At 64.7% G+C, this 24,860-nt stretch carries 18 protein-coding genes; 17 read left to right on the top strand and 1 reads right to left on the bottom strand.

Going from position 1 to position 24,860, the window contains the following annotated elements; genetic code table 11:
* Window positions 1-160: 160 nt before the first annotated feature.
* Both ACQY5K_RS01045 and ACQY5K_RS01050 read left to right on the top strand, forming a co-directional pair.
* The gene (locus ACQY5K_RS01045) at window positions 161-1,060 is read left to right on the top strand and encodes a biotin--[acetyl-CoA-carboxylase] ligase (protein WP_428119268.1); all 900 of its coding nucleotides are present in this window, start codon (window positions 161-163) and stop codon (window positions 1,058-1,060) included.
* A gap of 55 nt (window positions 1,061-1,115) precedes the next feature.
* Window positions 1,116-2,612, top strand: coding sequence for a leucyl aminopeptidase (locus ACQY5K_RS01050; RefSeq protein ID WP_428119270.1), 1,497 nt, complete (start codon window positions 1,116-1,118; stop codon window positions 2,610-2,612).
* Here ACQY5K_RS01050 and ACQY5K_RS01055 read toward each other — a convergent pair.
* Window positions 2,501-3,250, bottom strand: coding sequence for a hypothetical protein (locus ACQY5K_RS01055; RefSeq protein ID WP_428119272.1), 750 nt, complete (start codon window positions 3,248-3,250; stop codon window positions 2,501-2,503). The two genes, ACQY5K_RS01050 and ACQY5K_RS01055, sit on opposite strands and share 112 nt — an antisense overlap.
* A 300-nt stretch (window positions 3,251-3,550) precedes the next feature.
* Here ACQY5K_RS01055 and ACQY5K_RS01060 point away from each other — a divergent pair, with 300 nt between their 5' ends.
* The 15 genes from ACQY5K_RS01060 to ACQY5K_RS01130 all read left to right on the top strand — a co-directional run bounded on the left by ACQY5K_RS01060 (window position 3,551) and on the right by ACQY5K_RS01130 (window position 24,859).
* A complete protein-coding gene (locus ACQY5K_RS01060; RefSeq protein WP_428119274.1) occupies window positions 3,551-4,348 on the top strand; it encodes an SIR2 family NAD-dependent protein deacylase in 798 nt (265 codons plus the stop codon).
* A 166-nt stretch (window positions 4,349-4,514) separates the two neighbouring features.
* Window positions 4,515-5,678 (top strand): molybdopterin-synthase adenylyltransferase MoeB, encoded by a 1,164-nt coding sequence (moeB, locus tag ACQY5K_RS01065; protein WP_428119276.1) that lies wholly within the window; start codon window positions 4,515-4,517, stop codon window positions 5,676-5,678.
* A 516-nt stretch (window positions 5,679-6,194) separates the two neighbouring features.
* Complete coding sequence (locus ACQY5K_RS01070) at window positions 6,195-7,208, top strand: DNA cytosine methyltransferase (protein ID WP_428119278.1); 1,014 nt, start codon at window positions 6,195-6,197, stop codon at window positions 7,206-7,208.
* A 124-nt stretch (window positions 7,209-7,332) separates the two neighbouring features.
* Complete coding sequence (locus ACQY5K_RS01075) at window positions 7,333-8,313, top strand: hypothetical protein (RefSeq protein ID WP_428119280.1); 981 nt, start codon at window positions 7,333-7,335, stop codon at window positions 8,311-8,313.
* 125 nt (window positions 8,314-8,438) lie between these two features.
* Window positions 8,439-9,842: a hypothetical protein gene (locus tag ACQY5K_RS01080; protein WP_428119282.1), complete on the top strand. Its 1,404-nt coding sequence runs from the start codon at window positions 8,439-8,441 to the stop codon at window positions 9,840-9,842.
* Window positions 9,830-11,341 carry an NERD domain-containing protein gene (locus tag ACQY5K_RS01085; RefSeq protein WP_428119284.1) on the top strand — a complete coding sequence of 504 codons (1,512 nt, stop codon included), beginning with the start codon at window positions 9,830-9,832 and terminating at the stop codon, window positions 11,339-11,341. The genes ACQY5K_RS01080 and ACQY5K_RS01085 overlap by 13 nt, the downstream gene beginning before the upstream one ends.
* Window positions 11,342-11,433: 92 nt before the next feature.
* Window positions 11,434-12,729: an ISL3 family transposase gene (locus ACQY5K_RS01090; RefSeq protein ID WP_428119286.1), complete on the top strand. Its 1,296-nt coding sequence runs from the start codon at window positions 11,434-11,436 to the stop codon at window positions 12,727-12,729.
* A gap of 34 nt (window positions 12,730-12,763) precedes the next feature.
* Window positions 12,764-13,003, top strand: coding sequence for an ATP-binding domain-containing protein (locus ACQY5K_RS01095; protein ID WP_428119288.1), 240 nt, complete (start codon window positions 12,764-12,766; stop codon window positions 13,001-13,003).
* Window positions 12,987-16,451: a helicase-related protein gene (locus tag ACQY5K_RS01100; protein WP_428119290.1), complete on the top strand. Its 3,465-nt coding sequence runs from the start codon at window positions 12,987-12,989 to the stop codon at window positions 16,449-16,451. Before ACQY5K_RS01095 ends, ACQY5K_RS01100 begins: the two co-directional genes overlap by 17 nt.
* The gene (gene drmB / locus ACQY5K_RS01105; RefSeq protein WP_428119292.1) at window positions 16,448-18,343 is read left to right on the top strand and encodes a DrmB family protein; all 1,896 of its coding nucleotides are present in this window, start codon (window positions 16,448-16,450) and stop codon (window positions 18,341-18,343) included. Before ACQY5K_RS01100 ends, drmB begins: the two co-directional genes overlap by 4 nt.
* A gap of 146 nt (window positions 18,344-18,489) precedes the next feature.
* Entirely contained in the window at window positions 18,490-19,857 is a 1,368-nt protein-coding gene (locus ACQY5K_RS01110; protein WP_428119294.1) for an NAD(P)H-quinone dehydrogenase, read from the top strand.
* Between the two features lie 42 nt (window positions 19,858-19,899).
* Complete coding sequence (locus tag ACQY5K_RS01115; protein ID WP_428119296.1) at window positions 19,900-21,489, top strand: LCP family protein; 1,590 nt, start codon at window positions 19,900-19,902, stop codon at window positions 21,487-21,489.
* Window positions 21,486-22,823 (top strand): UDP-glucose dehydrogenase family protein, encoded by a 1,338-nt coding sequence (locus ACQY5K_RS01120; RefSeq protein ID WP_428119298.1) that lies wholly within the window; start codon window positions 21,486-21,488, stop codon window positions 22,821-22,823. Before ACQY5K_RS01115 ends, ACQY5K_RS01120 begins: the two co-directional genes overlap by 4 nt.
* Window positions 22,824-22,903: 80 nt before the next feature.
* Window positions 22,904-23,797 (top strand): hypothetical protein, encoded by an 894-nt coding sequence (locus ACQY5K_RS01125; protein WP_428119300.1) that lies wholly within the window; start codon window positions 22,904-22,906, stop codon window positions 23,795-23,797.
* 30 nt (window positions 23,798-23,827) lie between these two features.
* Window positions 23,828-24,859 carry a sugar phosphate nucleotidyltransferase gene (locus tag ACQY5K_RS01130; protein ID WP_428119301.1) on the top strand — a complete coding sequence of 344 codons (1,032 nt, stop codon included), beginning with the start codon at window positions 23,828-23,830 and terminating at the stop codon, window positions 24,857-24,859.
* Window position 24,860 lies beyond the last annotated feature (1 nt).

Here is a 24,860-nt window from a genome sequence, read left to right on the forward strand (position 1 = left end):
CCGGCGGCGCACGCGCGATGCCCCGGTGCAGCGCGACCGGCGGGCAAGTCTGTCGGCTGGCGCTGCGGCTGCCACCGCGGCGGCCCATGCTGGCACACCCCGGTTTCGGGCGGACCGGCACGCTGCTGTCCCGACAGCGCCGGCTCAGTACGCTCGCCGTGTGCCCGAGGCGGATGATTCGCAGCGGTTCGACGCGGTCGGCGGCACTCGCTTCAGCGACGTTGAGTGGTACGCCGAGATCGGCTCGACCAACACCGAACTGCTTGAACGGGCCCGCTCAGGAGCCCCCGAAGGTCTCGTCATGATCGCCGACCTGCAAACGGCTGGCCGAGGCCGTCGCGGACGGCGGTGGACGGCGCCACCTGGGACTTCGCTCATGATGTCGGTGCTGCTGCGCCCGCCACATGCGGCGCTGCCGACGTCGCGAGCCTCGCTGGTGACGCTGGCGCTTGGCCTGGCGGCTGCCGATGCCTGCGACGAGACCAGCGGCGTCCGCCCTCGTCTGAAGTGGCCGAACGACCTCGTCGTCTCCCGTGCTGACGAGCCCGGCCAGCCGGATCGCAAGGTGGCAGGCATCCTCGCGGAGTCGATTACCGGTGGTGGGAGGCTCGAGGCGCTGGTGATCGGCATGGGGCTCAACACGGGATGGCCGCAGGTTCCCCCAGAGCTTGCGGCGATCGCTACGAGCCTGAATGTGGAGTCCGGCGCGCCCGTGGACCGAACGTTGCTGGCCCGCCGGGTGCTCGAAGGCTTCGAACGTCGCTATGTGCGACTGTGCGGCGGCGACGGTGGCGACGGTGCGGCGCTGCTCGATGAGGCGCGCCGATGCTCGGCCACGCTGGGGCGCCGGGTGCGCATCGAGTTCGACGCGGCTGCACTTCGTACCCCGAACGGCCGAGATGCGGCCGGGCGTGCTGACGCCAACGCGCTGGAAGGCGTCGCGACGGATCTCGACGCGGACGGTCGGCTGCTGGTCACCGATCTCCACGGCGTGGTCCACACCGTGGCCGTGGGCGACGTTGTGCATCTGCGTGCTGCGACGGGTGACGCAGTCAAGTAGAACGGCCGTGCGCGCGTGAGCTCGCAGGTGGAATCCGACGAAGAGCGAGGCAACTGTGCCGCTGACCATTTCATCCGATGCCTTCGAGATCGTCACCGATCCGGGCGCTGCGAGTCCCACGGTCGCCACGGACCGGCCGGTCCGCGCAGGTGCGCTCGACACGCTGGGGGTCTCATCGAGCTATCTGGCGGCCACTGGTTTCGACGCGTCAGTCGGCAGCACTGCGGTGCTGGCGACCACGACATCTGCTGGCGAACAGTCGTTGCCGATCGCGGTGGGACTGGGTGACACAGAACTCAGCGAGGCCGATGTACGCAAGGCGGCTGCTGCGGTCTGGCGCGCGGCATCGAAGGTCGCCTCGCTGACGTCAGCGCTTGCCGTGTCCGCCGCGGACGATCTCGGAGCTGACGTCGCCTTCGCCGCCGTGGTGGAAGGCATGCTGCTCGCGTCATACAGGTTCACCGAGCAAAAGGGCGAACCCGGCGACGCTGACCCGCTTGATCGAATCGTGCTCGCAGCGCCCGACGGCACCGATGCCGCTGCAGCGGCCGCACGGGCGTCGGCGATTGCCGGGGGCATCGCGCTCGCCCGAGACTTGGTGAACCGCCCTGCTGGGGCCCTGACGGCGACCGATCTCGCGGCTGCCGCCGTCGACGCCATCGGTTCGGCGGCCACCGACGCTGATCCCGACGTCGGTGCTGCCACCGTGGAGGTGTGGGACCGCGAGCGGCTGGCGGCCGAGGGCTGCGGCGGACTGCTGGGCGTCAACGCCGGCTCAACCGAGCCACCCGCTCTCGTGCGTATGCGTTGGCAGCCGGCGGGCACCCCACGTGCAGTAATCCACCTGGTCGGCAAGGGCATCACCTTCGACACGGGCGGTCTCAACCTCAAATCCTTTGAGGGCATGGAATGGATGAAGATCGACATGGGCGGCGCCGCTGCGGTCATCGGAGCGATGAGCGCGATTGTGCGGCTGACCCCCGACGTCGCAGTCGTGGGCACCTGCTGCTGCACCGACAACCAGCCAGGTCCCACGGCCACCAAGCCGGGCGACGTGCTGCGCATCCGCAACGGCAAGACGGTCGAAGTGCTCAACACCGACGCCGAAGGGCGCCTCGTGCTTGCAGACGGGCTGTCGCTGGCGGTCGAGGACGAGCCCGATCTCGTGGTGGATCTCGCAACGCTGACCGGCGCATGCATGGTCGCGCTGGGCGATCGCTACGCCGGTCTGATGGGCAACGACCCCGCGGCCATCGAGCGTGCCCTCGACGCCGCCCGAGCGGCGGGGGAGAACCTGTGGCACCTCCCGCTGCCGCCCGAGTACCGCAAGCAGCTGGACTCCGACGTTGCCGACCTCCGCAACATCGGCAAGGGCCGCTACGGGGCCACGCTGACAGCCGGTCTGTTCCTGGCCGAGTTTGTGGGCGAGACCCCGTGGGTTCACCTCGACATCGCCGGACCGGTCCGCACCGACGCTGACGAGGGCGAGCTCTCCCGGGGCGCAACGGGCTTCGGCGTGCGCACGCTGGTGGAGTTGGTCTGCGGCTGGTGATCTTGCGCGTGGTGCCGGTTCTTCGGCACCGAACGCACAGCTCTCGGGCCGTGCCAGCCGTCGCCCGAAGGGGTTGCAGGATGGACGCACTGTTCTGACCAGGCCCACGCCGTCGCTTCATTCGCGCAGTGCGGCGCGAGCCCGAGCATCACGAGCCGTTCGGCGGACTCGTGCAGTCCATGGCCGAGCATCAGCATGCACGAGGCCAGCAATCGTGTCTCGCCGACGGAAAAATCCGAGCGTCCCTCGGTACGAGACCACCAGTTGACCTCCTCGCGCAGCTCTGGAGGCATGCGAACGCGCAGCCGCTGCGGAACCGGCGGCAGCCGCTTGCGAACGCTGAGGACGCAATCGTCATCGAGACGGGCGAGGTCAAACGTCCGGCAGCGGTCGATGGTCCGCATCAGCGTGCTTTGGCGGCCGCCGCGGTGCTGCAGACCCAGTCGTCGCGCTGTCAGCTCCAGGTCAAGTCGCAGCTCCTCGCCTGCTGCAAGGCCATCGAATTCACGAGCGACGAGCCGCAGGAACCACACAACGCTCGGTCCCAGCACCGCTACCCAGAACCGCTCGACGTACGCCGAACGCGGATCGTGTCCGGTGTGGTGCCACTGCGAATCGTCCCAGGAGCGCACCTGCAAGATTCGATGGTGGGGTATCGAGGGCGCGCTCGGACTCGCCCCGCCGGACGTCGCGCCCGGAGAGGGGAGCAGCTGCAATGCGGGACGAGAGCCCGTAGCCTCCGAACTCGTGTCGGCGGATGTTGCGGGCGGCTGGTCGGGAGGCATCAGGGTTGTCCTTTCCTCGCCGACGGCGTTGGCGAGTCGCTTGCTTTAGAAGCATTGTTATATACTGAAACATCCTGAAACAAGTCGAATTAGGGAGAGGTCACGGGCTTTGTGGTCCGGCCGGGTTGTGCCATATGGGTCAGACTGGGCGGCATGAGTCCCCCGGCTGGCGCGAGCCCCGCCCTCGATGACGACGTCCGCACTGTCGCTGGGTGGATTGACACCGCACAAGCGATCACTGTGCTGACGGGCGCCGGCATCTCGACCGACTCGGGGATTCCTGATTTCCGTGGTCCGAATGGCGTGTGGACGAAGAACCCGGCTGCCGAAAAGCAGGCCACGCTGCAGAACTACGTGGCCGAGCGCAGCGTTCGGGTCGCGGCATGGCGAGCCCGGATGGACCACCGGGCCTGGGGTGCCGAGCCCAACGACGGGCACCGAGCGCTGGTTGCCCTCGAGCGTCGCCGCAAGCTCGTCTCGCTGCTCACCCAGAACGTCGACGGGCTGCATCACGAGGCCGGTTCGGATACCGACAAGATTGTCGAAGTCCACGGCACGATCCGCGAGGTGGCGTGCCTGGAGTGCGACTACCGCGCCGACATGTCGGTTGCGCTCGACCGCATCCGGCTCGGCGAGGAGGACCCTCCCTGTCCCGACTGCGGCGGCATCCTCAAGAGCGCCACGATCAGCTTTGGTCAGCAGCTTGTGCCGCGTGACCTGCTGAAGGCTCAGATCGCAGCCGAAAACTGCGACCTGATGCTGGCGGTTGGCACCACGCTGGCCGTCTACCCGATCGCGGCGGTCGTGTCCACGGCGAAGTCCGCCGGCGCCCGCATCGTGATCGTGAATGCCGAGCCGACGGAGATGGACCACTTGGCCGACATGGTGCTGCGCATGTCGATCTCCGAAGTCCTGCCGATGATCTGCGGCGGAGCCTTCCGCCGCAGGTGAAGAAACCTGACCAATTGCCAGCTTGAAGTTGTCGAAGTTGTGCGGCATCTGTGGGAGAAACGGATGAGGTGAAGAAACCTGACCTGTTGGGTAGGGTTTAGGTCTCTGCGGGGGACCGAACGTCTGCCGCAGTGCAGCAATGGGAGCGACCACAGGGAGGCCCCCGATGCCGACGTTCCGTGAACTTCTCGCCGCGACCAAGCGCGAGATCACTGAGGTCGACACGGCCGGCGCGGCCGCGATGATCGAGAACGGCTCGCCCGTCGTGCTCGATGTGCGCGAGCCCGACGAGTACGAGCAGGGCGCGCTGGATGGCGCGATTCACATTCCGCGCGGCCACCTCGAGGCCCAGATCGAGAACCGCATCTCCGATCACGACGTCGAGATCGTCGTGTACTGCGCCGGCGGGGTGCGCTCTGCATTCGCTGCCAAGACGCTCACCGAGCTGGGATACACCGGCGCCGTCTCGATGGACGGCGGCTTCGGTCGCTGGAAGGACGAAGGCCGTCCGTGGTCGACCCCTGCGTCACTCGGGGCCGAGCAGCGCAATCGATACCAGCGTCACCTGCTGCTGCCCGAGGTGGGAGAGACCGGTCAGCTCAAGCTGCTCGACGCCAAGGTGCTCATGCTCGGAGCGGGTGGGCTCGGCTCTCCTGCGGCGCTGTACTTGGCTGCTGCGGGCGTCGGCACGATCGGCATCATCGACATGGACGTCGTCGACGATTCCAACCTTCAGCGCCAGATCCTCCACAATGTGGACCGCGTCGGCGACCGCAAAGTGGATTCGGCCAAGAAGACCCTGACGGCCCTCAACCCTGACGTGAACGTCGTCACCTACGACACCCGGCTCGGCGCGGACAACGTGATGGACATTCTGTCGGGCTGGCATGTCGTCGTTGACGGCGCCGACAACTTTCCCAGCCGGTACCTGCTCAATGACGCATCGGTCAAGTTGGGCATTCCCGTGGTACACGGATCGATCTTCCGCTTCGAGGGCCAGGTGACGGTCTTCGATCCGCGCAACGGGCCGACCTACCGCGACTACCTGCCGGTGCCGCCTCCTGCGGAGCTCGCGCCGTCGTGTGCCGAAGCCGGCGTGCTGGGCGTGCTGCCGGGCATCGTCGGATCGATCCAAGCGCTCGAGACGATCAAGCTGATCCTGGGCATCGGCGACGACCTGTCGGGCCGCATCATCGCCTTCGACTCGCTGGAGATGTCGTTCCGCGAATTCCGCCTGCGGCCCGACCCGGCCAACGAGGTCACCTACGCCAACCGTGATCGCATCACGGTGACCGAGCTCGACGGCCTCTGCAGCCCAACGCTGGGCTGATCTAGGACGTACCTGTCGACCAGTCCAGGAGCCCTTGGACACTCACGAATTGCCCATTGAGGGCGACGGGTTCGGCTTATGCTTCGGCAAGGTCGAGCGCCACGGGGGTTGCATCTGATGCCAGTGGGGGTCCCGCCGATCTCTCTCGGAAATGCCGCTGCTCGTGGTGTGGTCGAGCGAATAGATGAGATCCTTGCGGCGACCTACCAGGGCAACAGTCCCGGCATAGATCGCGACGCGGCGGATGCCCACGTGTACCGGATTCTCCGACGCTTAGGCGTAGTAGACGACTCGTCTGCTGTGCCGAACAGCGTGGCGTTTGAGGCTGTCGTTCCCAGGGTAGCCCGCAACCGTTTTCATGCGAATCTCGCGCATCACGGTCGAGAGGTGTGCGGTGAGTCGAACCCGCAGTGTGGGGACTGTCCCCTCATTTCCTTCTGCGAGAAGGGGCGTTCCGGAGTCGCGGCTGCGGCAGGTGGCCTAGCAGTCGTAGATCTCTTCGGCGGAGCGGGTGCGATGGGGTTGGGCTTCGAACAAGCCGGCTTCCGCATCGCTGCCGCGGTGGAGATCGAGAGGCACGCCGCACAGACCTACCGCCTGAACCACCCGGGGGTCCCGGTCATCGAGGCACCCGTCGAAGACACCAGCGGAGATGATTTGAGGTCCTGGCTCCCGGGCTTTGTTGTTCCCGCGGTCGTGATCGCTGGCCCCCCCTGCCAAGGCTACTCGGCCGCCGGCGCTCGGACGGTCGGCGACTGGCGAAATCTTCTCTTCCGACACGTGAGTCGGCTCGCAACCGAGCTTGAGGCACGGACCGTCTTGATCGAGAATGTCCCTGGCGTCCGTCGAGTTAACGGGGTTTCCTACACAGGCCAGATCACGTCGTCCCTAAGGGATGCGGGTTACGAGACGTGGGAATATCCGGCGACTTTGCGTGCGTTTGATTATGGAGTGCCGCAAAACCGTCGACGCCTCTTTTTCGTCGGGGTGGGTCCCGGTGTCGCTCCGCCTGCGGTGCCGCCGCCGACTCACGTTCCACCGGGTGCCGCATCAACTCACCATGCTCTGCCGGAGACCACGACATTGGACCGACGGCTCAAGGATCTGCCCAGTCTTGGCCCAGGGGAAGGATCAGAACGGATGAGGTTGCCTGACGGGCGCGTGGTGCTGAATTCAACTGCGATGAATCACTCACCAAGAGTCGTTGCGAAAATCCGCTCGATACGGCCAGGTGGCGGCCCGATCTCCTATCGGCGGCTTGAACGTGATGTTGCACGCACGCTCGTAGCCGGCCATCGGGCCCTTCCCGTGCATCCAAGAGAACATCGGACGATAACTGTTCGCGAGGCCGCGCGGATCCAGGGTTTTCCGGATTCGTACTTCTTCTGTGGTCCACGCGCGAGTCAGCCGCTGCAAGTCGCGAACGCAGTCCCACCGGCACTCGCTCAGGCCGTTGCGAAAGAGCTGCGCGCATCGCTGGAGACATCAAACTCGCCGATAATGCAACCCTCGTCAGAGCGCGCTGTCTGAGGGTTTGGTGGGCTCCCGCCCAGTGCGGGTCATTGGCTTGGTGCGAACACTGTGTCGACATTCGTCGTGTACCTAGAATCTGACTTAGAGGGTCTGTCGGATTGTTAAAGGTGGCGGATTGGGCATGGCGGATGCGACGCGGCTTGACGCGGCAACCGAGTTACAGATTTCAGACGAACGCACGCCGTGGCAGCAACTCCCGTCTTGGCTGCAGTTTTTCTTCCGGCTCGGTGAACGCGTAGCGGAAACGCACGAGGCGGGCCTCAAGTCGTGTGCCGTCGTCATCCCGCCTGTCCGGTCATACGCGGCAGCCTTCGTCGCGACGGGGGCAACCTTGGGAGCGGCGATGTGCGCCCGAGCCGTTCCTGACGTTGACGTCCACTTCGAAGCGCTCGCCTCGCTCAACGGAGGCACGCACGTCGTGGTCAGGATGGGTGAGCGAATCTATGCAGGCAGCCTCAACGGGGTTGTGCAGCGCGACGGGCTGCCAGGCTTTGAAGTCGTCTACGACCGCATGACCCACTTCGTACCGAAGGACTTGTGCCAGCGGATCCAAATTGGGGAAGGAGGGAAACGGACGCTGCCGAAGGCCCTTCGACAGTCACGGACGACGACTACGACTGTCGTCCAGGATCTCCTCGGTGATTTCTCAGCCGGATTCCTGTCGATCCCAACTGTCGACACGGTCGTCATAGGCCAGGTGTCGTTGCTGGTGCAGGAGCTCGAGTCCGTGAAGATCAGAGCTCGCGGCAGGGGCAAGGTTGCCGCGACACTCGGCGCCCTGCTCCGACCTCGTCGCTTTCTTCCTGACGGAGGCATTTCTCGGAGCTTGCTCGTGTCTGACCGGGTTGCGGAGTTTTCCATGCCAGTCGAGGACGTTCCGCACGTCGCCGTATTTGACGGACCCCGGGCATTTGCTCGACGCCGCACCGAGTTCGCCGGCTCGAGCTGGATCGCTGTTCTCGATCGCTGTTCGGCGAGTTTTGCTGAGGGCGTCGACGTTGCCAACGAGGAATTTGCGATCCGTCTTGGGTCTGCGCCATATCTTGATGAACTTGAGATCCCGCCAGGAACCGAGATGCAAGCATTCGAGCGTCCTCGGTGAAGTACGTTGATCTCGCGCAAGCAGAAAGCTATTTCGCCCTTGCCGCAAGGGCGGGCCTTACGTGGCGAACGCTTGAACACTCTGGGCTAGAGCGCTTCTCCGAGGCAGTCTTTGTACTGAACCGGATGGCGCTAAAGCAGGACGATGACACCGGATGGAGCGGGTTTCTGTACCCAGCTAAGCGGGCGCGCAACATCGCCACCACTGTCCCGCTGCCGTTCTCGCATTCGAAAATGGGCCTCGCGCCACTCCTTGATCAGCTTGAGCGGTCACTTCCGGCGCTCAGTGTGTATGGCGGCGGTGAGGCAAACGCGCTCGGTGAGGAGGTCTTGGCTGCAGGCACTGCGCTGGCAGGGTTGGACGATGCTCCTCTACTCGACGCAGTTCTCGACATTGCAACAGATGACAGGCGGCTCCGAAACGGCGTGGTACTGCCCTTGACGGACTTTGTCGAAATCGCCGGACGGTACGCCAGCCAGAGACTTCCAGGACTCGAGGTATGGGGCCGCCACGATATCGCTGGCCTCGAACCCCTTGATCGCCTCATGGTTGTCGGGCCTCTCTACTGGTTCAATGCGCATCAGCACGTGTTCACGTCCCCAAGGGCACTACAAATCGTGGTCCTCAAGTGGGCGTGGTACCGCGAGCGGTCGCCCTCTTCAACTGCGCTCGAAGGTTCCCGGGGCGGGGCGGGCATCCGGGTCAGACCAGTGCCAGCGATGCGCAGCGAGTTCGAGGTGCGGGCTGAAGATGAGCAATCGTCAGTGGACTGGGCTTCTATCTCTCATGAGCTCTCGCGTGACGACGATGTCGAGTTCCTGGACCCAGTTCTTGCACGGCCGGCGATCCTCGCCGGCAGGCATGGAGTGCTCTTGCCGGAGGACGGCGATCGTTCGGTGTGGCTGCTCGATCCCTTCGCGCCCCGAGAGCACCGCGTCGCACGTGTCGAGGTTGCGGACCTAGAACCAGGCCACGTCATCGTCCTGCGGACCTCCGGCGGTGGAGACCTCATCGTTCCGATCGCAGACGAAATCCTCGGAGGGGACGCCCGAAGATTGCGCGAAATCCAGCATCACTGGAAGACGCAGTTGCGAATGTGGGTAAGGCAGCGCCCGACGATTCAACGTGCGGCCGCCGAGCTTCGTCGATTGGGGTGCAGGCGGGCCAATCCTCAAAACCTCCAGAACTGGCTCTCAGAGCGCTCACTGAGGACAGGTGACCGGGCGGACTGGCAGGTATTGATGGACACCATTTTGATCTCGGACGACGCAGAGACGGTGTGGCGCGCCATGTCGCGACTGCACAGCGCACACAGCCAAGCGGGCAGATCGATCGGTAGCCGCCTCAGGGAAATGGCGAACACCAGTCCACTCGATGAGGTGCTGCGAACGGGACGCCAGGTGTTTACGAATTCCGGTGGTGGATCCATGACTGCATTCAGGATTGAAGCGTTCGCCCCCTCGACCGTTCACTGCGCACCGGAGAGATTGATGGTCCCGGGCGAAGTGCGAGAAGAATGGCTCACATAATCCCCCCGGACTACCCTCCCGGCACGAGCCCCGGCGAGACTCTAATTTTCGACGCCTTGCGTGAACGGACCATCGGAAGGACGTGGACGGTTCTGCATTCGCTCCATATCCCAGAGCACGTGCGTCAGGTCGAGGGCGAGGCAGATTTCGTATTCCTTATGCCTGGCCTCGGTGTGTTGACGCTTGAGGTTAAGGGTCACTTGCGGGCTGACTACGCCGATGGTGCGTGGTATCTCGGCGAGGGCGGCGCCCCCGACTTTCGCGGTCCTTTTCGCCAGTCCGAGATGGCCGCCAGGAGCATTAAGAAGAAGGTGGTAAGCGCTCTCCCGTCCGCATCGAAGATTCTCTTCTGGTCGGCGGTGTTGTTTACCCACTGCACGCCAGCTGTTCGAACTTCGAGCGGCGATTGGCACCCTTGGCAACTACTCTCGAGCGCGGATCTCGATTCCGAGGATCTCGACAGCCTGCTCGGACGGGTTATGCGCAAGGCGCGTAACCACGCAGCGCAGTCTGAGAGCGCACGGTGGTTTGACCCTACGTCGACGAGACCTACGGAGTCCGATTGCGCGCGCATTCGGCGGATCCTCCGACCCGATGTGCACTTCTTGCCAGCGACGTCGACAATAAGGCAGCAGCGAACGACGCAAATTCGCCGCTTTACGGAGGAACAACTCGAAGTCATCGAGGGACTTGATGGTGTCAACCAGCGAGCCCTGATCGAGGGTCCGGCCGGAACGGGCAAGACAGTCTTGGCCCTCGAGGGTGCACGTCGTGCGAACGCGCAAGGTGAGCGCACAGCACTCCTCTGCTTTAACCAGCAATTGGCTGCCTACCTGCGGGCAGAAGCCGAGCGGTACGAGTTCGCGGGTGTCGACATCTTGACGTTTCACGCACTGCTACGCCGCATAACGGGCGAGTCTGGTTCGGTCGAAGGAGGCCATGAGTATTGGTCGCGCATACTTCCGGAACGGGCAATGTCGGTCCTACTCGACAACGGTCCGTTGTATGACGCCCTCATCGTTGATGAAGCGCAGGACCTAGCAAGCCCGGCTTATCTGGATGTGATGGACGCTGTGCTCACCAACGAACTCTCGAACGGCAGCTGGCGCATGTTCGGCGACTTCGAGAGTCAAGCGATCTACAGCACAGGCATCGACGACCCCATTGCGGAGATCACTCGGCGCGGCGAGCCCATCGCTCGATACAGGCTGAGGCGCAACTGCCGGAATCTGCCGCGCGTGGCGGAGTACATCGTTCGGTTGGGAGGTTTGAAGCCTGCGTACAGCCGGGTGATGAGGCCTGACTGCGGGCCGGAGGGCACGCCACGGACAAGCTTCTATCCAACCGAAGAGGACCAAGAAGGTCTCCTTGGCGACGCGCTAAGCCAACTGCAAGCGAGTGGCGAGTTCTCACCCCAAGACATCGTCGTGCTTTCTCCTGTAGTCAACTCGTGCGCGCGACGCGTAGCGGACTCGGGTAAACTGGCTCTTCGCGTTTGAGGGTGGAGTTGGTGGTGTGAGGGTCCCGGTGTGAACGCGGGGGATCCCCCAGAATCGGCGCTGTTCAACGGTGCCAAACCTGGAGGATCCCCGTGGAGAGCGACCCTACGCGTGTCAATGAGCTGCTGGTCGGACTCGGCGCCGATGTGGAAGTGGTGTCGGTGGGCGACGAGCCGGGCCGGCCGTTGAGGGTCCTGGTGCGGCTTCGTTCGCCGCGACCGGTGTGCGGGTCCTGCGGCGGGTCTGTGTGGTCGAGCGGCGTCAGGCGTGCGGAGCTGGCAGATCTTGGGTCGTTCGGGCGGCCGGTGCGGCTGGTGTTGGCAAAGCGCCGCTGGCGCTGCCCGAATGGGGACTGCGCGGTGGGGACTTTCACTGAGCAGGCGGCCGAGATAGCGCCGCCGCGGGCGCGTTTGACGTCGCGGGCAGCGCGCCGGGCGACGCGTCGGGTGGGGCGGGGCCGCACCGTCAAAGAGATCGCCGCGGAGCTGGGCTGCAACTGGCACACCGTGATGAGAGAAGTGCGGCGCTGGGGAACAGCGCTGCTCGCCGCGGACCGCGGCCGCATCGACGGCGTCACCGCGCTGGGGCTCGACGAGATCTTGATGTGGCGCCACGGCAAGTACCGGCGCAAACGGTGGGGCACCACGATCGTGGACGCCCGCCGCGGGATCCTGCTCGACATCGTCGCAGGCCGCACAGCCAATCCGGCGATCAAATGGCTGGAGGCAAGCACGCCGCAGTGGCGCCGGGCGGTCCGCTGGGCGGTGATGGACCTGTCAGGTCCGTACCGCAAGGCGTTCGACACCGCGCTGGCGCACGCACGCCAGGTCGCGGACCCGTTCCACGTCGTGCGCTTGGGCAACCAGATGGTCGACGAGGTGCGCCGCCGCGTCCAGAACGACACCCTCGGCGGGCGGGGCACCAAAAACGGCCCGCTGTACCGGGTCCGCAAGCCGCTCACCATGGCCCACGAACGCCTCAGCACAGACAGCGACGCGAAGCTGCGCGGCCTGCTCGCAGCCGGCGATCCCCGCGGCGAGGTGCGAGACGCCTGGCACGCCAAAGAGACCCTGCGCCAGACCTACCAGATCCCCAGCCACCGCCTCGCCCGACGAGCCCTCGACGCGCTCGCCCTCGATCTGCGCGATCCCGCCTGGTCCCCGGAGATGAACAGGCTCGGCCGCACCCTTGGACGCTGGCGCACCCAGATCGCCAACTGGCACCTCTCACGCGTCACCAACGGACCCACCGAGGCAGCGAACAATCTCGCCAAGCTCATCAAACGCAACGCGTCCGGTCTCACCAACTTCGAGCACTACCGAATCCGAGCACTCCTCTACGCCGGCAAACCCGACTGGACACTCCTCAACACCCTCACTCCACCCTAAAACGCGAAGAGCCGGTAAACTCTCACTTGTCGCCTTGCCGCAGCGGCAGGAGGGGGCGAGCAGTTTCGGAACTGTTTCGTCGTTCAAGGGCCTTGAGGCCCCGGCGGTGATCCTCACGGACGTAGAGGAAATTGGAACACAACGGGCCCAAAAACTCCTTTATGTAGCGGTCTCGCGAGCGACGGATCGATTGCACGTCTTGGCGCGTGATGGGACACAACGTTCGCTAGCCGAGTTGTTTACGGGAGAGGGGACGAATGCCACAGTTCGCTGAGGCGCGGGCCCACACACTTGCAGTACTGCAACGAGAACTCGTCGGGCCTGACCCGCAGGGCGAGCCGTTCGACCCTGAGAGTGATGTGGTCGATGAAGGCACCCGTTGGATGCCTCGCCGCCAAGAGCTAAACGGCGAAGAGATCCTCACTCGAGATGCACCCGACCGCCGCTACGGGGTCGGCGTCATCTACAGCGCGGGTTGCCGGGACGCTCTGGGTCAAGAGGTTGTAGCGGGAGACGGGCCACCCGATGAGCCGCTCGGCGAAGCTGAACCCAAGCTCGTTGCCAACAAGTTTCTGGTCGAGGCTGAATCTGCTCGCGATGGTCTTGGCGACTCGGCACCGACCGACGATCTCGATCTGTCAGGTGCGAACGAATTCCGGCCTACAACCATGGCTGTTACGTTCCTCGCCGAGTTGCCTAGCGACGCAACCGTACGGTTGACGCTGAAGGCAGGTCGCTACAAGAAGCGGACCATTCGGGTGGGGCGGCACGATCGCGTCTGGTGGTTTCGCAACCCTTGCTCGGTCGAGGTTAAATGGGACGCGAGCCAACTCATGGCGCGATCCGGTCGACACGAGGGCGTGGCCACGGCGGAAGGATTGGAAGGCCTCGAAATCGGCGCTTTCGCTGTTTCCCGGCCGCGCGAGGACGAGACTTCTCTCATCACGGTGGGTGTGATCAACTCGACACCCGGTTGCGTACCCGAGTGCTTTCTCTTCCAGGCTGAGTTCGAAGTTGAGGTGTCAGGCTCTTCTGATGCGGCTCGGATCCGCCCGTATCCGCAACCCGTTCACGCTGTGCGCGATGAGGAGGAAAAGTCTATCGACCTCTTGTACCGGGTGTATCCGACCTTCGCGGTTGGTCACGGCTGCGCCGCCGGGTGGGCCGTACGATTTCCGAGTGGCCGGTGTTCGTCGGTGCGCGGCGAGCCTCTCCCCGTGGTCGAGACACCAAGCGTGACGCCGCAGGTCTTTCGTGAGGATGGCTCCGAGCTCCGGATCCCCATGGCGCCGCTCGCGGGCCTCATCGAAGGTGAGGACGGAATAGCAAGTCTTGCCGAGGTTATCGACCTGTACGAGACCTGGATTGCTGAGCGGGAGCGGGACATTCGGGAGCTAGAGCAAGGACATCAGGGAACAGCGCTGCGCCATCTCGCGGAGTGCTCGGCGGCAGCACACCGCATGCGTGAGGGCCTCACATTGGTTCGCGGCTCCAGGCAGGTGAGAGACGCATTCGTTCTAGCGAACCGGGCTGTGCTACTCCAGCAGGTTCATTCGGCAGGCACTACCCGAGAGCTCATTTACGACGCTCGAACCAAGCAACTCAAACTGGCCGAACCCAAACGTCCAACCGACCCGCTCTCTCCACCTGCAGGCAGAGGGGCCTGGCGGCCGTTCCAGATTGCGTTCCTACTCTCAGCGATCGCTTCGTGTGCTAACCCACACCATCCAGATCGAGAACTCGTTGACCTCATTTTCTTCCCTACTGGCGGCGGCAAGACCGAGGCATACCTTGGACTCTCGGCATTCAACGTGCTGCTCAGGCGCCTAAGGGATCCCGAAGACGCTGGAGTGGACGTTCTCATGCGCTACACGCTCCGGCTATTGACGGCGCAGCAGTTTCAACGTGCGGCGGCACTAGTTTGTGCGCTCGAGATCATTCGGGCGGAGCGAATTGACCTCGGTGCCAAACCGTTCTCGATCGGTATCTGGGTCGGAGGCGGCACTTCGCCAAACACGCGCAAGCAGGCGTTAACAGATCTTCGAAATCTACGGGCGGGACGCGGATCGAATCCATTTCTAGTCATTCGATGTCCATGGTGTGCTGCACAGATAGGTCCGGGGCGCGAGCAAGGAAGGCAAACAAGGGGATCGAGGCCGCCACTTGTCCACGGCTACGCGGAAGCAGCCGGCACTGTGCGTATCTTCTGCACCGACACCACTTGCGAGTTCTCCGATGGCTTACCGCTGCACGTGATCGACGAGGACATTTACGATCATTGTCCGTCGATCGTCATTGGAACGGTGGACAAATTTGCTCAGCTTGCTTGGCGTTCAGACACCCGCTCGCTCTTCGGTGTCGGCGACAGCGGGGCGCATGCGGTGTCGCCTCCCGGTCTCATCATCCAGGACGAACTTCACTTGATCTCCGGTCCGCTTGGCTCAATGGTCGGACTCTACGAGAGTGTGATCGAGGAACTCTGCGTTGATCGCCGCGGTGAGAAGCCAGTCCGACCAAAGATCGTGAGTTCGACCGCGACGATCCGGCGGTACACCGATCAGGTCCGCTCCTTATTTGCCCGTGAGCGCGTCGCCCTCTTCCCGCCTCACGGCATCAGCGTGGACGATTCGTTCTTCGCCCGCTACGCCCGGTACCGGGCACCACACCTGCGCGCCGACGAGCTGTGTGAGGGCCGCATGTATGTTGGCGTCCACGGAGCAGGTCTCGGATCTCTCCAAACTGCCCAAGTCCGCGCGTTTTCTGCACTTCTTCAGGCCGGCAGGGATCTGCCCGCAGATGAACGCGACCCCTACTGGACTCTGATGGTTTTCTTCAACAGCCTGCGGGAGCTCGGTACCTCGCTATCGCTGTTGCAATCCGACATTCCTGACTACATGAAGGTGATCCGTAACCGACGCGGTTCATCGTGGGACGACGTGCGGCGGCTAAATCGTGAACTCGAACTGACCGGTCGGCTTCGCAACGACGAAGTGCCGACAGTCATGGAGGCGCTGGAAACGCCATATGCCGATGGGCGAGGCAGCGTCGACATCTGCCTGGCCTCCAACATCATCGAGGTTGGTATTGACATCGATCGACTCTCGCTGATGGCAGTCGTCGGCCAGCCAAAGTCGACATCGCAATACATCCAGGTAACGGGTCGGGTTGGGCGTAGGTGGGACGAACGCCCTGGGTTGATCGCCACGATCTACAGCGCTTCGAAGCCAAGAGATCGGAGTCACTACGAAAAGTTCCGGACGTACCACGAACGTTTGTATGCACAAGTTGAGCCGACAAGCGTCACGCCGTTCGCCCCACCCGTCCTCGCCAGAGCGCTACACGCCGCGCTCGTGGCATGGGTACGCCAGCGCGCTCCCCGAGACGAGGCGTCTAGTCCATATCCGATTCCAGAGGACCTGATCGAAATGGCGTCAAGCATCTTTCGAGAAAGAGTGGCAACGGTCGACATCGAGGAAACGGCTGCATTGGAGCAGTTCTTGACCCTGAGGATCGAAGAGTGGGCCCGCTGGGTTCCTAGCGAATGGCGCAGGTCAACCACAGCAGACGAGCCCGGGCTGCTTTATCGGGCTGGCGAGTACGCAGATCCGGAGGAGCGCGTTCGCTCGTGGGCGACGCCAACGTCACTCAGAAACGTTGACGCGGAGTGCCGGGGTGTAATCACCGGCGTCTATGCGCTCGGGCTGGAAGGCGACACCGCATGACTGGTCTCGGAACACCACTCCGCAGGTCCCAGCTGATTTCGCCGTTCGGAGTCGGCGCGATGACAACGGGGCCCGACGGCATCTCTGTCATGTCAGCAGGACTGGACGCTTGGTTCCGCCGGGAAGGCGGCGGTGAGAATGCGTCAAACTTGGACGTTTCCGAATTTCGGGTGGAGGAATGGCGCCTACAGCGCTATCTCAACGTGCAGGAGTTCCGGCTGCCGCCCGACTACAGGAACCCGCGAAGCTTCGCAGGCGACCCGGCGACGAACTCAATGCTCACGGTGCCGATGGTTCGCTTCCCTCAGATGCATTTCTGCAGGAACGGCCGGTGCCTCCGAATGACCCGACTCTCGCTGCACGCGCGAAGCCGGAAGCGGTGCCCCCACTGCGAGAAGGGCTGGCTGGTGCAGGTGCCGTTCGTTGCCATATGTGCCGCTGGTCATGCGCAGGATTTTCCATTTCGCGAATGGGTGCACCAATCGGTCGCGCCGACCTGCGCGGGTGTGCTCAAGATCCGTTCTACAGGCGGCGCGAGCCTCGCAGCACAAGTCGTGGAGTGCGAGTGCGGCAAATCCCGAAATTTGGCCCGGATCACCCAGGGAAGCGCAGACGGCACGTATCTCTCGACCGATCTCAGTCGTGACGAGGAGTACACGTGCCCCGGCCACACGCCTTGGCACGGCACCGAAGATACGACGGGTTGCGGGCTGCCGATTAAGGGCTCGCTTCGTTCAGCGAGCAATGTCTACTACGCCGTCACGAGGAGTTCGATTTATCTTCCCCAATCAGACGACACCGAAGTCGGGGCAGTCATGGACTTGTTCGGAACCCACGCTGCGCTCGCCACATATCTTCAGGTATTGCGGGATACCGACCAACGTGGCACGGCTACGACTATCCGAACCATCGCGCGCTCCAGTCTCGAACGCTTCTCAGACAGGGTGCTGGACTTGGCCATCGCTGCCCACTTTTCCGACCGACCCGAAGTTCCGCGTGAGGACGACACCGGCCAAGTGGAAGGCGAAATCGCGTTTCGGCGTACAGAATTTGACGCCCTTCGGAGGCCGCAGCGGCATCGAGAGCTAGAGAGCCGGGCCATCGCCATCGAGGACTACGGGAACTGGATGGCGGGCCATTTTGACAGGGTTGTACTCGTCGATCGCCTCCGGGAAACCAGGGCGCTGGTTGGGTTCGAGAGGATTGTCCCGGAGACGCAGACGGAGGTCGAGGAACGCAAGAAACTCCTTTGGATTCGATCTGACCGCCCCAACACGAACTGGCTTCCGGCGGCCCTCGTGTACGGCGAGGGCATATTTCTTACACTCCGCGAAGAGCGTCTCACCGAGTGGGAGCAACGCCTCGAAGTGGGGCAGAGAGCGGTCTTGCTACACGACCGCTTCCAAGAAGCAGCATCCCGGAGGAATCTCCACGAGAGACAATTGCCGGGTCGCTTTCCCATGCTTCACACCCTTGCCCACCTGCTGATGAATCAGCTCACCTACGAGTGCGGCTATAGCTCAGCGGCGTTGCGAGAGCGTCTTTATGTGAGTGAACGACCACAGCCGATGGCTGGAATACTCATCTACACCGCCGCTGGTGATGCTGAAGGAACGATGGGCGGACTGGTGAGAATGGGGCGCCCACAGCACTTGGCTCGTATCGTGTCGCAGGCCCTTGAAAGCTCGACCTGGTGTTCGGCTGATCCCGTTTGCATGGAAGTCGGAAGCACAAGTGGGCAAGGTCCCGACTCCTGTAACTTGGCGGCTTGTCACAATTGCGCGCTCGTGCCAGAGACGGCTTGTGAGCACTTCAATCGGTTCCTGGATCGTGGCCTCGTTGTGGGGTCAAATGAGAGTCGAGAACTGGGCTACTTCGACCTTCAAGCATAGTCCTACGCCAACCGTGATCGCATCACGGTGACCGAGCTCGACGGCCTCTGCAGCCCAACGCTGGGCTAGCTCGGGGCTCGCGCTGGGGCCGCTTTCTGCACGGCCCGCGTTCAGCCGCTCCGGAGGCGCCGGTACCCTGACCGCTCATGGCTCAGAAGCGCTTCGTCGTGGTCGGAGGAGGTCCCGCCGGCCACTCTGCAGCGACGTACGCAGCCCGCTACGGCGCTGAGGTCACGCTCGTCGAACGCGACATCGTGGGAGGCTCCGCGCACCTGCGCGACTGCGTGCCGTCCAAGACGATGATCGCCACGGGATCAGCGCTCAGCTTCGCCGGCCGCCTCGACGATCTCGGCCTCGCGAACGTCTCGACCTCGGTCGACACCCCGCACCTGCGTCAGCGCATCGGCGACATCGAAGCCCGGCTGGCCGAAGTGGCCCGGCAGATGCTCGTGAGCCAGGGCGTGCGCATCCTGTCGGGCACTGGTCGTGTGCTCGGGCCGAACGAGGTCTGTGCCGATACCACCGACGGCGCCATCGAACTGACGGCGGACGTCATCGTGCTGTCCACCGGCAGCCGTCCTCGCATCCCAGATTGGGCGCCGATCGACGGTGAGCGCATCCTCACCACCCGCGACGCTTATCCGCCCTCCGAACTGCCCGAACACCTTGTGGTGGTGGGCTCGGGCGTGACCGGCGTCGAGTTCGTCCACATGTTCACCTCGTTGGGCTCGCGGGTGACGCTGATCGTCAGCCGCCAGCAGGTGCTTCCGCACAAGGACCCCGAAGCAGCCGCCGTCCTCGAACAGACCTTCGGCGACCTCGGCGTCAACCTGCTCAAAGGGGCCCGTGCAACCAGCATCGTGCGAGACGGCGACAACGTCGTGGTCAACTGCAGCGACGGCCGGACGGTGCACGCGTCTCACGCCTTGCTGGCCATCGGCTCGATTCCCAACAGCGACGGGCTAGGCCTCGAGAACACCGACGTGCGTGTCGACGAGCACGGATTCGTGGAGGTCGATCACAACCTCCGCTCGTCGGTTCCGAGCATTTATGCGGCCGGCGACTTGTCGGGCAAGCTGCCGCTGTCGTCGGTGGCGGCAATGCAGGGCCGCAAGATCGTCGAGCATTCGATTGGCCGGCACGACAACCGGCCACATCGGCACCTCGACTACGACAAGGCCGCGTCGGCCATCTTCACCGAGCCCGAGATCGCCGATGTCGGGCTCGCCGAGGCGGAGGCCTTCGCGACGGGCCGCAAGATCCGAGTCACCAAGGTGCCTTTCGGGGCGAATGCCAAGGCCCTGATCGAGGAGAACCCGCGGGGTTTCGTGAAGATCGTCTCCGATCCGCTGACCGGTCAGGTCCTCGGTGGCTCGATCGTGGGCCGTCATGCCGCGGAGCTCATCTCGGTCGTGGCGCTGGCGGTGAGTGCAAACCTGCGTGTCCAGGACATCGCCGAGAGCCTGTTCGTGTACCCCTCCCTCAGCGAGGCCATCTCTGAGGCAGCCGAGTGAGTCAGCCCCAGGCTGCGGAGTGAGTCAGTCTGAGGCTGCGGAGTGAGTCGCCGGCCTTGGCGCGCACGTCTGTTTCTCGCGGGCTTGGCGTCGCTGACGTTGGCATTGGCGGCAGCGACCGCGTTGTCGGCGTATGTCTTGATCCAACTCGGCCGGATCGACCGGCACCCGCTTGCCGATGTTCTGACCTCGGCGCCGCAGCAGCCCGTGACCGCAGCCGACGTGCTGGTCAGCATCGGGGAGCTGGCCGAGTCTGAACCCGCCCAGGCGGACGACCCGCAAACGCAGGAGTCCGACGGTGACACCGACACCGCCGCTGACACAGACCCGGAGAAGTCTTCCGAACACGAAGCGAGCACGGCCCCGTCATCTGGTGGCCAGCTCGTGGCGCCAAGAAGCTCCTCGGGCGAGAACTACCTCGTTGTCGGAACCGACAGCACCGAGGGTCTTGCAGCCGATGATCCGCTGCGCGCGGGACATTCGGACTGGAGCCGGCTGGCGGACGTCATCATGGTGGTGCGACTGCGCGATGACGGCACTGCGGCGCTGATGTCGATCCCGCGGGATCTGGCGGTCGAGGTTGCGGGCACCGGCGACATCCCCGGCACCGGCACGGTGGCCAAGATCAACAGCGCCTACAACCGCGACCGCACCACCGCTGCACGCGCGGCCCGGCTGATCGACACCATCGAGGAGAATCTCGACATCACGCTGCAGCACTTCGTGGAAGCGGACTTCTTGGGTTTCCTGCGCTTGGTGGACTCCATCGGCGGCGTGCAGATGTCCTTCGATCGACCGCTGCGCGATGCCCTCAAAGAGAATTCCAACGGCCAACTGGTGAGCCGCAGCGGCTTCGCCATCGACGCCGGCACGCATCTTCTCGACGGACGCCAGGCGCTGGCGTTCGTGCGGACTCGGAACATGCAGGACTGGGTGCCCGAGCGCGGGTGGAACACGCTCGCCGGAGAGAACGACCTTGCACGCAACGACCGCCAGCGAGAGTTCATGCTCGCCGCGGTCGAGCAGGCCGCGCCCGAGTTGCTCAGCAGTCCGATCAAGCTGCTCTCGGTGCTCGACATCGCAGCGGACCATGTGTCCACATCGGACACGTTGAGCGTCGTGAACGACGGACGCCGGGTGGCTCAGCAGTTCGCCGGCTTCGAGTTCTCCACCGGCACCGAGGAATACGAGCTGCGGGTCCAGGACACGCATACGCCGGTGCCCTGGTCGCTCGAGCTCACCGGGGACCCCCACAACGAGCGCGTGCTCGACGTGTTTCGCGGCATCGACTGGGATGACGTCGTCGAGTCACGCGTGACGGTGCAGGTGACCGGCGCCGATCGCGTCCGCGTGGCCGCCGAGCTGCGCGATCTGGGATTCAATGCAGTGGCAGGGTGGGCGGTTGCCGCAGGGTTCGATCGCGTGCCGAACATCAACCTCATCATGCTGGGCTCCGAGGGGCGGCTCGCGGCAGGACTGCTGGCAAGTCATTTGGTGCCTGTGCCAAACTTCGGCGGCCATGGCGAGCTCGACGCGAACACTGTGATGTTGCACCTCGGCGGCGCTGCGTTGCGCGTCGACGCCGGCTATCGAACGGTCGAAGTGCCGCCCACCCATTTGCTCTCGTCATGACCGACTCTTCCGCGCAGCGCCGGATACTTGTCGTCGGGGCCGGCTATGTCGGACTGACGACCGCCGCGTGCTTCGCGCACCTCGGCCATGACGTCATCTGTGCCGACATCGACCGGGCCAAGGTGGCGTCGCTGTCCGCGGGTGTCGTGCCCATCCGCGAGAACGACCTCGACGTGCTGGTCGCCGAAGGCATCGCCGGGCGGCGGCTGCGCTTCGTCATCTCGGCCGAGGCGGTGGCCCCGTCGTGCGAGTTCGCCTTCCTGTGCGTCCCGACGCCGTTGCGCCCCGATGGCGAGACCGAACTGAGCTACCTGCTCTCAGCGATCGGCTCGGTCGCCCCGCATCTTGCGCCGGGATCGGTGGTGGTGACGAAGTCAACCGTTCCCGTCGGCACCGCCGGAAAGATCGAAGCCGCAATGGGACGCCCCGACGTGGCGCTCGCATCGAATCCCGAGTTCTTGCGAGAGGGCTCCGCGGTCCACGACTTCCTTCACCCCGACCGCATCGTCGTCGGCGCTGACGACCCTGCCGCAGCTCAGCGAGTCGCAGCGCTGTACACGGGCGTTGAAGCTCCGGTGCACATCACCGACCCGACGTCGGCGGAGACCGTGAAGTACGCAGCCAACGCCTTCCTCGCTGCGAAGGTGTCGTTCGTCAACGCCATCGCTGCTGTGTGCGAGGCGGTCGGCGCCGACGTGGACGCCGTGCTCACCGGCGTCGGAACCGACCACCGCATCGGTTCTGCCTACCTGCAGCCCGGACCGGGCTGGGGCGGTTCGTGCCTGCCCAAGGACACGCGGGCGCTGCTGTCGGTCTCGAGCGATGCCGGTTATGTCTTCGAGCTGCTCGAAGGCGTCATCCGAGTCAACGAGCAGCAGCTCGACCGTGTCGCAGCGAAGGCGGCGCGCATCATCTCACCGGAGTCGGGCGACGGTCGGCTCGACGGCCGCACAGTGGCGCTGCTGGGTCTGACCTTCAAGGCCGGGACCGACGACATGCGTGGCTCTCCGGCGATGTTGGTGGCCGAACGGCTGCACGCCGCCGGCGCCCGCATCACCGCATACGACCCCGCTGTGCGCGACGAACTCACCGGCCGCCCCGGCGTGGACGCCGACCTTGCGTCGGTCATCGAAGTGCAGCCATCGCCCTTTGACGCCCTGCGGGGCGCAGACGCGGCGGTGGTGGTCACCGAGTGGGCAGAGTTCGCGGACCTCGACTGGGAGCGCGCAGCCACAGAGATGGCAGCGCCGCGAGTGGTGGATGCGCGCAATTTGCTTGACCCGCAGCGGATGCGCGCAGCGGGCTTCGCCTACGACGGCCTCGGCCGTCGCTGAGCGACGCGGGCGTCTTCGCCGGACCGTTTCGGTGCTCCGACTCCGCATAGGACGAGCGCGCCGGTAGCTTGTCGGCCCATATGGCCAGATCAGCCGCTGCGAAAAAGGTCGCCAAGGCGGCCAGTACAGGCGGAGGCGGCAGGAGCTTCCGTGCCCGCCGCGACATCCTGTTTCCGGCGGCGATGCTCCTCGTCGTTCTGCTTGGAGTTGTGCTGATCCTCGTCGCCCGCAACGAGCGGGCCGACAACGCTCCCGCAGGCCCGCCGCGACTGGGCGATCACTGGCACTCGCTGTACACGATCTACGAATGCGACGACTTCGTCGCCGACCTGTACCCCAACGATGTCAACGACTTCTCGGGTATCCACACTCATGGCGACGGCCTCATCCACATCCATCCGTTCCACACCGGCGTCACGGGGCAGTTCGCCACCGTCGGCGCGTTCATGAACGAGATTGAGGTCCTCTTCGACGACTCGACGCTCGAGCTGCCCGACGGCACGATCCTGGACGAGTCCGGTGTGCAGTGCGCCTCGCCTGATCCCGACAGCGACGATCCCGACGTCTCCGAGCCAGGTGCCGAGTTGAGGGTCATGCGCTGGGAGAGCGTCCAAGCCGAGAAGGCGCTCGGATTCGACGACGACCTCGCCGATGTGCGATTCCTGGGCGACGGCCAGATGTTCGTGTTCGCCCTGGTGCATCCGAGCGTGGAAAACGCGGACATCCCGCGGCCCGATGACGCGTTCCTGCGGTCCTACCTGCAGATTCCCGCCGAGGATCAGCCGATCGCCGACACCTCGCTCGAAGAAGGCCCGACGCTGTTCGATCCCGACGATGACGGCTCGGTCGACGAACCCGCTGAGCCGGTTGACGACGCGCCCGAGACCGGCGAGCCCGGGAACGAAGAGCCCGCCTCGGACGGAGCTGGCGATGACAGCTCGATGGCCGGCGATCCCGCCCTCGCGACATCCTGAGGCGCAGGCACCTTTCTCGGACCCTGTTCGATGAAGGCGGTCCTGCTGCTGGGAGGCCTCGGCACCCGGCTGCGCCCGCTCACCGCTGACCGGCCCAAGCAGATGCTGCCCGTGTGCGGGCGGCCCATGATCGAATGGGTGTGCGAGCACCTCGCACGCCACGGCGTCACCGATGTCGTGCTGTCGCTGGGGTACCGACCAGAGGCGTTCACCGAGGCCTACCCCGACGGCAAGATCGGCCGGCTCCGATTCGAGGTTGCCGTCGAGCCAGAGCCTGCGGGCACCGCTGGCGCTGTGAGGTTCGCAGCCACCGCCGCACAGCTCTCCGAGACGTTCCTGGTGCTCAACGCGGATGTCCTCACCGACCTCGACGTCAGCGCGCTCGTGCAGTTCCATGTCGATTCCGGCGCGCAAGCCTCTATTGCGCTTCAGCCGGTGGACGATCCGTCCGCCTACGGCCTCGTGCTGGCCGACGCAATGGGTCGTGTCCACACCTTCGCGGAGAAGCCCGGGCCCGGTTCGGCGATTCCCCGAAGCCCCGACGGATCCCGCCCCACGATCAGCGCAGGCACCTATGTCCTGGAGCCGACGGTCGTCGAACGCATCCCGCCGGGCCGCGCAGTGTCCATCGAGCGTGAGGTGTTCCCGGCGCTTGTCGCCGACGGCACGATGTGCGCGCTGGCCGAGGACACCTACTGGCTCGATACCGGCACACCCCAGCAGTACCTGGCAGCCAACCTGGACATCCTCGAAGGCAGGCGCCCGAATGCCCGCGTTGGCGACGAGGCGTCCATGGCGAGCGACGGTTTCGACCCACGCTCGCGGGTCCGCGCATCGGTCATCGGCGCGAACTGCAGCATTGGGCCTGACGCCGTGGTCGTTCGATCTGTGCTCATGGATGGCTGCGAGGTCGGCCCGGGCGCCGTCATCGCCGATTCGGTCCTCGCCTCCGATGTCGTGATCGGCGCTGAGGCGCTTGTCACCCAGACCTCTGTGGTAGGCCGAGGCGAGCGCATCGAATCCGATGCTGTCGTGACGGCGGTTCGCGTTCCGCCCGCCTGAG

The organism is Candidatus Poriferisodalis sp. (assembly GCF_965262965.1).
Taxonomy (GTDB): domain Bacteria; phylum Actinomycetota; class Acidimicrobiia; order Acidimicrobiales; family Poriferisodalaceae; genus Poriferisodalis.